This window comes from uncultured Nostoc sp. (genome assembly GCF_964245575.1).
Taxonomy (GTDB): domain Bacteria; phylum Cyanobacteriota; class Cyanobacteriia; order Cyanobacteriales; family Nostocaceae; genus Nostoc.
The window spans coordinates 1-8,641 of the sequence record NZ_CAXTNP010000300.1 but is presented as its reverse complement, the minus strand read 5'-3'; the positions used below and the strand labels follow the sequence as shown (position 1 = coordinate 8,641).

At 40.1% G+C, this 8,641-nt stretch carries 10 protein-coding genes and 3 pseudogenes; 2 read left to right on the top strand and 11 right to left on the bottom strand.

Going from position 1 to position 8,641, the window contains the following annotated elements; genetic code table 11:
* Positions 1 to 58 precede the first annotated feature (58 nt).
* The 8 genes and pseudogenes from ACFFAP_RS32055 to ACFFAP_RS32020 all read right to left on the bottom strand — a co-directional run.
* A pseudogene (locus ACFFAP_RS32055) lies at positions 59 to 1,195 on the bottom strand (AAA family ATPase); the annotation flags it as partial.
* Entirely contained in the window at positions 1,192 to 1,449 is a 258-nt protein-coding gene (locus ACFFAP_RS32050; protein WP_375515000.1) for a hypothetical protein, read from the bottom strand. The gene ACFFAP_RS32050 and the pseudogene ACFFAP_RS32055, both read right to left, overlap by 4 nt.
* 43 nt (positions 1,450 to 1,492) lie before the next feature.
* Positions 1,493 to 1,699 (bottom strand): DUF2997 domain-containing protein, encoded by a 207-nt coding sequence (locus ACFFAP_RS32045; RefSeq protein ID WP_375514999.1) that lies wholly within the window; start codon positions 1,697 to 1,699, stop codon positions 1,493 to 1,495.
* A gap of 2 nt (positions 1,700 to 1,701) precedes the next feature.
* Positions 1,702 to 2,151: a DUF1257 domain-containing protein gene (locus ACFFAP_RS32040; RefSeq protein ID WP_375514998.1), complete on the bottom strand. Its 450-nt coding sequence runs from the start codon at positions 2,149 to 2,151 to the stop codon at positions 1,702 to 1,704.
* A gap of 111 nt (positions 2,152 to 2,262) precedes the next feature.
* Positions 2,263 to 3,337: pseudogene (locus tag ACFFAP_RS32035) on the bottom strand (hypothetical protein).
* A 166-nt stretch (positions 3,338 to 3,503) separates the two neighbouring features.
* Positions 3,504 to 3,797, bottom strand: a complete 294-nt coding sequence (locus ACFFAP_RS32030) for a hypothetical protein (protein WP_375514997.1) — start codon at positions 3,795 to 3,797, stop codon at positions 3,504 to 3,506.
* Between the two features lie 176 nt (positions 3,798 to 3,973).
* Positions 3,974 to 4,207 carry a hypothetical protein gene (locus ACFFAP_RS32025; RefSeq protein WP_375514996.1) on the bottom strand — a complete coding sequence of 78 codons (234 nt, stop codon included), beginning with the start codon at positions 4,205 to 4,207 and terminating at the stop codon, positions 3,974 to 3,976.
* 99 nt (positions 4,208 to 4,306) lie between these two features.
* Positions 4,307 to 4,888: a hypothetical protein gene (locus ACFFAP_RS32020; RefSeq protein ID WP_375514995.1), complete on the bottom strand. Its 582-nt coding sequence runs from the start codon at positions 4,886 to 4,888 to the stop codon at positions 4,307 to 4,309.
* 261 nt (positions 4,889 to 5,149) lie between these two features.
* Between ACFFAP_RS32020 and ACFFAP_RS32015 the strand changes: the two are divergent.
* A pseudogene (locus tag ACFFAP_RS32015) lies at positions 5,150 to 6,617 on the top strand (ISLre2 family transposase).
* Positions 6,618 to 6,834: 217 nt separating this feature from the next.
* On the top strand, positions 6,835 to 7,323 hold the full coding sequence (locus ACFFAP_RS32010) for a P63C domain-containing protein (protein WP_375515001.1): 489 nt from the start codon (positions 6,835 to 6,837) through the stop codon (positions 7,321 to 7,323).
* A gap of 215 nt (positions 7,324 to 7,538) precedes the next feature.
* Here the strand turns inward: ACFFAP_RS32010 and ACFFAP_RS32005 are convergent, their stop codons facing one another.
* From ACFFAP_RS32005 to ACFFAP_RS31995, 3 genes are read right to left on the bottom strand one after another with little or no spacing between them, the layout of a single operon-like run.
* Entirely contained in the window at positions 7,539 to 8,000 is a 462-nt protein-coding gene (locus ACFFAP_RS32005) for a hypothetical protein (RefSeq protein ID WP_375514994.1), read from the bottom strand.
* A 6-nt stretch (positions 8,001 to 8,006) separates the two neighbouring features.
* Positions 8,007 to 8,360 carry a hypothetical protein gene (locus tag ACFFAP_RS32000; protein ID WP_375514993.1) on the bottom strand — a complete coding sequence of 118 codons (354 nt, stop codon included), beginning with the start codon at positions 8,358 to 8,360 and terminating at the stop codon, positions 8,007 to 8,009.
* Between the two features lie 42 nt (positions 8,361 to 8,402).
* A complete protein-coding gene (locus tag ACFFAP_RS31995; protein ID WP_375514992.1) occupies positions 8,403 to 8,549 on the bottom strand; it encodes a ParA family protein in 147 nt (48 codons plus the stop codon).
* Positions 8,550 to 8,641 lie beyond the last annotated feature (92 nt).

Genomic DNA, 8,641 nt, shown 5'->3' with positions numbered 1-8,641 from the left:
CGCGAACATAATTTTTCTGTTTTTACCCTCTATTTTCCTTAACCGAGCAGTATTGAGTACCGAGGATGCGTTGGGAAACACCGCTTGTATCGCCCTGACCTGAAAGTCCTTTTTCGACCTCATCAATAAACAAGACACAAGGTGCAATAGCTTCTGCTGTTTTCAATGCACGTTTAACATTACCTTCGGATTCGCCAACGAGTGAACCTAAAAGGGACGCAATGTTGAGTTGTAGAAGTGGCAAATTGAGTATACTAGCAATGTTTTTGGCGCAGTGACTTTTACCCGTTCCGGGTGGCCCAGCTAGTAACACCCCTTTGGGTTGCGGTAAGCTAAGACTTCGTGCCTCTTGTGTGAATAGCCGCCGCCGACGAGTCAGCCATTCGCGCAGTAGATCCAAACCACCAAATGGGATTACCGCAGGTTTACCCAACTCGATACCCATTTGAGACAGTAGCCGAGTTTTGTACTCGACGGCTTTGGGGATGAAATCAGCGCCAACGACGACACCATCATTAGTTAAGTTTTCTTTGACTGTTAACCGAAGGAAATCACTAATTTCTTCTAAAGTTAAACCCAGCCCTGCACGAGAAAGAGTTTCAAATTCAGCATTTTCAAGGGAAACAGTAAAAGTTAATTCTTGCTCTGTAGCAGATTGTTGTAAGTCATGTAAATAAGAATTGAGATGTTCAAGTATTTGGTCAATACTAGGTAAAGGGACTTCACAATAAGGAATCAATCTGACTAGGGATTCGTGTAGTTGTATGTTCTGACCCAACAATACAATGCCTTTATCTGTGGGTTTTAACCTGTGGTAAAGGTTTTTGACTTTGGATAAAATCTCCCAACTCAGTTGGGGTGAGTTCTTGGCAATGAAGGGGTGAATATCTCCAAGAATAAATACACCATTCCCACTAAAGTTAGCAATGTAGTCGAATACAAATAGTAGTGGATCAGCCTGTGGAGGTCTTTTGTACTCTGCAACGGGCTTAAACACCAATCCCCCATCTGCTGCAATTAAACATTGCTCCAAGGTTGATACTCCCAGATTCCAGAAGAACACTGGACTTGAGAGCTTGCTCGATGCCTCTGTAGTCAGCCACTGAATAATCGTCGCTTCATCGGGCGACAGGACATCAAGCGCAGCAATGGGAATTTGTGAATCGAGTGTGGAGAGCAGATTTGAGAGTTTCATTGTTTTTCAATTTGATAAGGAACTGGAGAGAGTTCGTTATGAGTATTCACAACTTGAACAATCACTTCATAAACTTCGGCATCGCCGTCAAAAACCTCAGCCATACCATTGCGCTCTGATTGAGCGATCGCTGTTACTATGGCATTCAACAACACACATAAGCCCTCACTATTGGCTTTGATAATTACGGGCTGGCGTGGTTTTTGCTGAGGATATATATGGATGAAAGGATATTCTTTCGCTAATTTATTCATAGTGAGTTGCAGGGGGGGAATCAAGTTTCTTCCCCCGTATTAGTTACTGACGTAAACGTGTTTGACTGCTGTTCGTAGTCCTTTTCTGTTGGGTTTGGGCTTCGTCTTTATAAGTGCGATCGCCCACAACTCCCAATGCTTCTTCAAATGGCTGGGTAGCTGATAAACAAGTTAGCCCCTCAAATCCCTCCACTTCCACTTTCACTTCACCTGTAGCCGAGTCGAAATGAATCAAAACTGAACGTTCCATATTTATCTCCTAGCAAATTGTTTAACTTCCTGATGTCCGGCAAAAGTCAGCCGTAAAGTTTGTACAGTGCCGTTGGTTGATTCTGCGATCGCACATTCACCAAATTTTTCTTGTAACTCGGCGGCTTTGGCACGAACCATCCGTTGTCCGTATGCAAGCATTAGCTTATTGGTGAAAAAGTCTTGTCCTAAACGAGCAACTGTCTCATAGCTATCGTGTATCACCTCATACAGACCATTTGACTGATTCCATTTGAAACCGATGTCTGCACGGGCGTTTATGGTGCGACCAGACACGATGATTTCAGCACTTCGCCCTTGAGAGTTACCGTAGTATCCTTTTAGTGGCTGTGCTGTTTCATGAACTTGCGGCGATAGGTTTAGATCCGTGAGTGCAAAAATAAGACATTCGCGGTTAGTGAGTTTGGTTTTAACAGTTGAGAAGTGTGACATGAGAATTTTGTCCCTATATTAGAAGTGCGGTATTCTTTTTTGAAATGAATATTGCATTTTTCGTTAAGGTACTCAGTCTTTGGCGAATTTACCCTCGCCCAAGGCTGTTTTTTACCTAAACTTAAATGATATAAGGGTAGCTTTTGACAAGCCCACATCACCAGTTGCAAGCTGTTGCAGATTGCGCTGTTCATCTAATAGCTTGGTACGAATCTCTTGCATCTTTTGCTGCAATTGACTGCGCCCCTCACTACCAAGATTCTTCGACTCAATCGCCGGATCATTAACAATCGAGTCAATGTGCGCCATCATCTGTTGCAAACTGCTGCCAGCCTCTGAGTCAGCATTTGCTAGTAGTACCTGAACCTTCATTAAATGGCGTTCCATTTTCTTCTTGAACTGCATAGGTTTACGTCCGGGTTCCCAATCGGCTAGTTCAGAGAGAAGCTGGGCGGCAAGTTGTTCACCACCAGCCAAAGCCGATTCCCTTAGTCGCTGCTCCAGATTTTGGTCATACTGTTGAATAAACTTGGTAATCTGGTCTAAACATTCGGCTTGCTGCTGATTGAGTTGTTCGGATAGGGCAGGGATAATTACCGGACGACCAATGATTACTTGCAAATAATCTTCTAAATCAGTCAGAGTGGGGAAAGCCATTAATAAGTTGGCTTTGACATCTGCTTGTTTCTCTAGCGATAATTCCCAAGTCTGGAGCGATAAGAACTGATCAATCCGCTCTTGATAATCAAGAAGTCCCGCTTCATAATCAACTTTTAGCTGATTACGCAGTCCAGGGGCGATATTATCTCTAATGTTGATTAACTGATTCCACACAAGTGGAGCCAAATCAATCGGACAGACCCAATCACCAGTATCACTACTCATCCACTCTTGAACCGAAGCAATCTCTTGGCTCAATTGAGCAGCAGCCTCATCCAACTTCTTGAATACCTTAATGCCCCGCAAACCGACTTCGGAATTTGTAACTTTCACAAGGTTTGATTCTATTTCAGACACTTCAGCTTTTAGCACATCTGCCTCTGAAAGGAGCGGCAGACTTTGTACTTTTCTTTAATTGAATACGCAAGCGAATGCGGGTTTTATTTAACTGTGAGAAATTATGGCGCTCGACTACTGCATCAATTAGAAAATTTGTAGCGATAGTGTTGTCGATTGCTTGTACCATGATTATTCACCTCAAACATTATTTTCACTTTCAATTAAGCGAAGCTTTCTTTGCAGCTATTTCTCACTTTTTGAATGTCTGTAGTAGCTCTATAGATTACTTTTCTAGAGCTATTTTGTAACGGAATAGGTCTTTTAATGACTGGCGGTTTATGTGTTGACATGGCTCAAAATAGCTGAAATTGCTGCGAATTATCCTGTAACACAGGCTTTTCATAAATCATGCCTTCGACTTCATAACAACGAGTCATAAGTTTGTTTCGGTTTAGTCGGAAGCTGGCTTTTTTCTTTTGATTTGGCAGAGGTAAAAATAGAAACTGTGGATGTTGTATAGTACCTTCATCACCCAAATATCGGGAAAGCGTACCGTTAATTTGGTAAACTTTTGAAGAGCTTAATAGCGTTGGATCGTAAACTTTAATCAAATTTAATTCCATCTCAGTAGCAGTGAAGTGTGCCATAATTTATCGTGGAATCGATTTTTATCTCCAGTCAGGCTGATTAAATCTGACTGTAGAGTTTTTCACGCATAATCTGATTCTTCTTTCGTCAACATTTCTGTTACCTTTGCGTTAATTAGTGATTGAGAGTGACAAATGTTACAGATAGAAATGCTCAAAGATTTGATTGAGTTTTTTTATTTCGTCATCAGGCAGATTCGTAAAATCAAACTCGTCTGATTCCCAAACTTGATCCAGGCTTGTAGATCATCGATAATATTTGCAATCAAACAAGATTGCTCGTCGTAGTTCCAGCCATTTGCTAAAAGCCACGGTAGAATCCCTTCAGATTGCAATAGTTTCTCAATATCGAATGAGTCAGAAAACTGCTGTAAGTTTTCGATACTAGGGTGAACGATTGTTGTAGTCATTTATTGTTATTGGTAGTAGTGAGTACACAGCACAGCAAGCTGTAGATAAAGCTTGAGCAACTTCTAATTACAGTTGCCCAAACCCTGTTTCCGACTTCGTTAAAACGCCATCTCATTCGCAGCTTTTGTTACAGCAATCGCCTGTTTACTAACCTCTCGCCACTCTGTCTGCTCGTTGTAGGATGCCATGACTAATTCCGACCCAACCCACACCCGACAGAATAAGACGCTTTCGTCGGTTGTCCCTGGAGTAGGCTGTAGCGTGATCGGAGAGTAAAGCTGTTGCGGAGTAAGAGTAGCGTTCCCGCTTCGGGTTGCCGCAGGCATCGCGGCTAATACAGATTTAGCAAAGTGAGTCTCATGCCCACTTTCTAATATATAGGGTCTGTCTGCTTGAATTGTAATCAGCAACTTGTAAACTTCCTTTCCTCTGCGCTCACACTTCTCGAATTTAAGTTCTTTTAGATATCCAGTTAAGGCAGTTTGGGTAATCGCACTTGCTTCACTGTTGTTTAAGGTATACCACAGCGAACCATTGTGACGATTGCAGTAGATTTTGCAACTGCCAGCTTCATTGTGCAATCCTAACTTTGGTTTATTGATTGCTGCGACTAACAGATGCAGTAGTTCCTCTTGACGCATTAAAGCAGCAAGTAAATCGGCATTTTCTTGAGGGTTCATTGTTCAATACCAATACATTTCACTTTCGCATTGGCGAAGCCTGTGTTTGACGGGAGCAATGCGATTTTGTGGGATGATTCCAAATTGGGTGCGAGCGCCAATTCCATTCTCAGTATAAAAAATATTAATAACGACAAATAAAGTAATAATACTTAGATAAGACAACTCACTAAGAAGGAGCGTTCAGTCTTTTTTTGCAGCCATAAAAAAAGGTAAAATTCCTGAGTACCAATACTTTTGAAACAGGAAGCATATACCTTTATGGAAAAATATATATATGCAAATTTTAATTTAAGTCTTTCGTTATTAGATTTTCAAGAGCATATTACGAAACTTTTAGATTTGACGAATATCGAGGAATGGGATGGAGAAGTTGTTAAAGAAAGAGAAGAAAAAATTAGACAAGCTGCGTTAGTTTTAGCAGGTCAATGCATAGCTATATTATTCTATAATCTATCTCAATCAGAGTTGGGTAATCAAACAGCCATTAGTCAAACAAAAGGGTGGTGGCATTCCAAAACACAGAAACACGATAAGAGAAAACGAGAAATATTAACTATTGGAAATGTTTTAATGACTCTCAAATTACTATACGTGGTAAGAAGAGCAGAAAAAGTAAACGAGAAAAATAAATTCCCAAATCAAGGATTCTGTCCATTTTTAAAATGGTTGGGAATGTCAGAAGGATTGACACCATTAGTCTGGTCAACTATCGCTCAATATGGTGCGATTGCTAGTTCGTTTGAAGCTTCACATACAATCCGGAGCAGTTGGGGAATTAATATTAGTTTAAGACGAATTGAACGATTAACATATAAATTTGGTCAAATTGGTATAAACTTACGTCAGTCTAAAATATTGAACCGGCAACAGGGTAATTTACCTAATGGGAATATCCTTAAAGATCAGAGAGTTGTAATTGCCGTAGATGGTGGTAGGAGTAAAATTCGGCTTCATAAAAAAGGTAGGAAAAATTCCAAAACAAATCGGCATGGGTATATTGGAGAATGGGTTGAGCCAAAATTATTAACAATTTATGTAGTTGATGAACAGGGTAAAAAAGTTAAAACTAATGAGATACCTATTACTAATGATGGTACTTCTGAAGACTATAAAGGCTTTTTACCAATCTGAGAAATGCATGTGGTTAGTTTGGGAATTAGTCAAGCGAAACAAGTTCTATTAATTGCAGATGGTGCTGAATGGATTTGGAAACATATTCCTCCACTACTGGAAAAGTTGAAATCTCCATCTGCAACTTATCAATTATTTGATTTTTATCATGTTAGTGAGCATTTACAAAAGTTTGCTGATGTGGCTTTTAGTGAAGGCAGCGAGCAGAAGAATTGGTTTATTAAAGCACGAAAAATTTTAAAAAAAGGTAATGCCATGAACATCATTAGGCAGATGGATGAATTTATCTCGCTTGCTACAGGAGAACGTTGTAAAACTATGGTTATCCAGAGAAATTACCTTTTACGTGCATATCGCGAAGGGCGTTTAAATTATGCTCGAATTTCCACCCAAAAACTACCCATTGGTAGTGGGGCTTTTTGATTGTTTAATCCGGCAAGTGGTCAATTTAAGAATAAAGGGAAATAGGAAATTTTGCTTACAAGATAATGCAGAAATTATCCTACATCTGCGATGTCAATGGATGGCTAAAAATTGGAATAACTTTTGTCATTCCATCTTCACGTCTTTCATCAATCCTCAAGCATTTGGCTAAATTTTATACCTGAAACTCTGACTAGAATTTTTTCTTGTAATAATAATTACTCGTCTTCCTATCTTTTGACGTAGACAGTTGAGTTAAATAAGCTTCAAGTGCTTGACTAGAAATCTTTTTGAAATATCTCAAAAAGATAAATTTGAGTACAAATTCTTTAATTAAAAGTTGTTTAAATGACTTTTAGTCTCAGTGTGAAGATTAGCGAGCGCACCCAATTTGGAATCATCCCACAAAATCGCATTGCTCCCCAGAAGACTCACTCATCAGCAGATTCGATCAAGTCTGGGGTGAACAACGTACAGTCGAACAACGACACATCGATGATTGCCGCATCTTAGATACGCCCCGCCCTTGGACAAAACTTTTTGAGACTGAGTTTGAAGAAAATCTGGCTCGAATCAGTAAGCTCCATAAAAAGCACATACAAAATGGTAAGTACTACTGGGAGTTTGTCTACAACTGGATGACTCCCGAAGAAAAAGCCAAGCTCGATATCGTTAATCCAATTTTGCCTAACGGGAGGAGGAAGTACATAATACACCAAATGCTGTCGAAAGAAACAAAGCAGAGGTTATCTCCTCACGTTATATCAGTCCTGGTTCTGATGAAGTCGGCTAACTCGGTGGCAGAACTGAGGCGGCTGGTGCAGCGGCAGTACGGAATAGATCAGCCGAATTTGTTTGATGGTTGGAATGTGGAATAGTTGACGTAAGTTATGCGGTAAGCTGACAACGGCTTACCGGAATCACTCTCTATGATCACACAAGGGCAGTACTTTCTTGTAATTACAGAGATCCAAGCTCCGGTATCAAATTACTGAATGATAACAGGGATAAAGTGAGCAAATTTTGATCTCCGCTCACAATCCCAAGACTATGATCACATTGAGTATGGCGGCTTCTGCCATCCGTTTCACACTTAACTGCCACCATATTTTTGCATCATTGCCAAAGTACGCCGTACTAATCCAGCACGTTTGCGTTTAGCTAATCGTACTTTGGCATCGGCTAGAACTTTTGACTTCAAGTTAGGTTTTTCTTGTAACAAAGCGATCGCAGCTTCAATTAAAATTTCTGGTGTAATATCGTTGCTATCACATAATTTAACTAAATCTTCTCTAATTCCCTGCTCTAAATGAACAGCCAAGCGTTTGCCAACAGTAGTCAGGTTATTTAGTTCTGTCTCTAATCCTGATAAATCTTCAGATGTAGCAGATGTAGTAGATGTATCTATTTCAGTTTCAGGTATTTCATCATCAACTTCAACCAGTGGTTTACTCTCTGGAGTAGAGCGTTTATTGCTTAAAGATGGATCACGAGGAGCTACCTTAACTCGTGATTTAGATGTAAGCATAGAGCGAATATCATTAGCGTCACTCATAACGTTTTATTTTAACCTTTTAATTTTTTCGACTATTACTTCAATTGGATATGCTAAGTCATCCTGGTGCATCTGATGCAAAGTCAGCCCTTTATTAATGGCTTGTTTAAACTTTTCTGACTCTCGAATCGATGGCAGTACCAGATCAGACTCTAACCATTGGGTACTTATCTGTTTCATTGACTCAATATTACTTTCGCTTTCTGTTGTGCGACGTAAACCTACCCATCGATCACGAAAAGGAATTACACCAAGAATTTCACCATTAAATGCTTCCTGATCATCCCGAAGTTCAGTAATTAGCTCTAGTGTGCGTATTAGAGACTGTAAGCCTTTAACAGAAGTTTCAATTGGAATCATTAAAGCGTCGCTTGCACCAATCACTGTCAAACAAATTTGCGATCACTGCAAAGGAGCGTCAACAATACAATAGTCAAATAGTTTAGCGACTGAAGCTAGGCGTTTTTTGAGCGTAAAAGCACCTGTTCCACTACTAGCAAGATAGTCTTGTACGTTATCGAGTGCGTCATCAGAAGGAATTAAAAACAAATTGTCGTATTGTGTCTTGTAAATTCCGTCTTCTGTACAATACCTTAGCCAGAATTAAGAGGGTGAAGAGAGAGGGCTGATGTAGTAGAGTT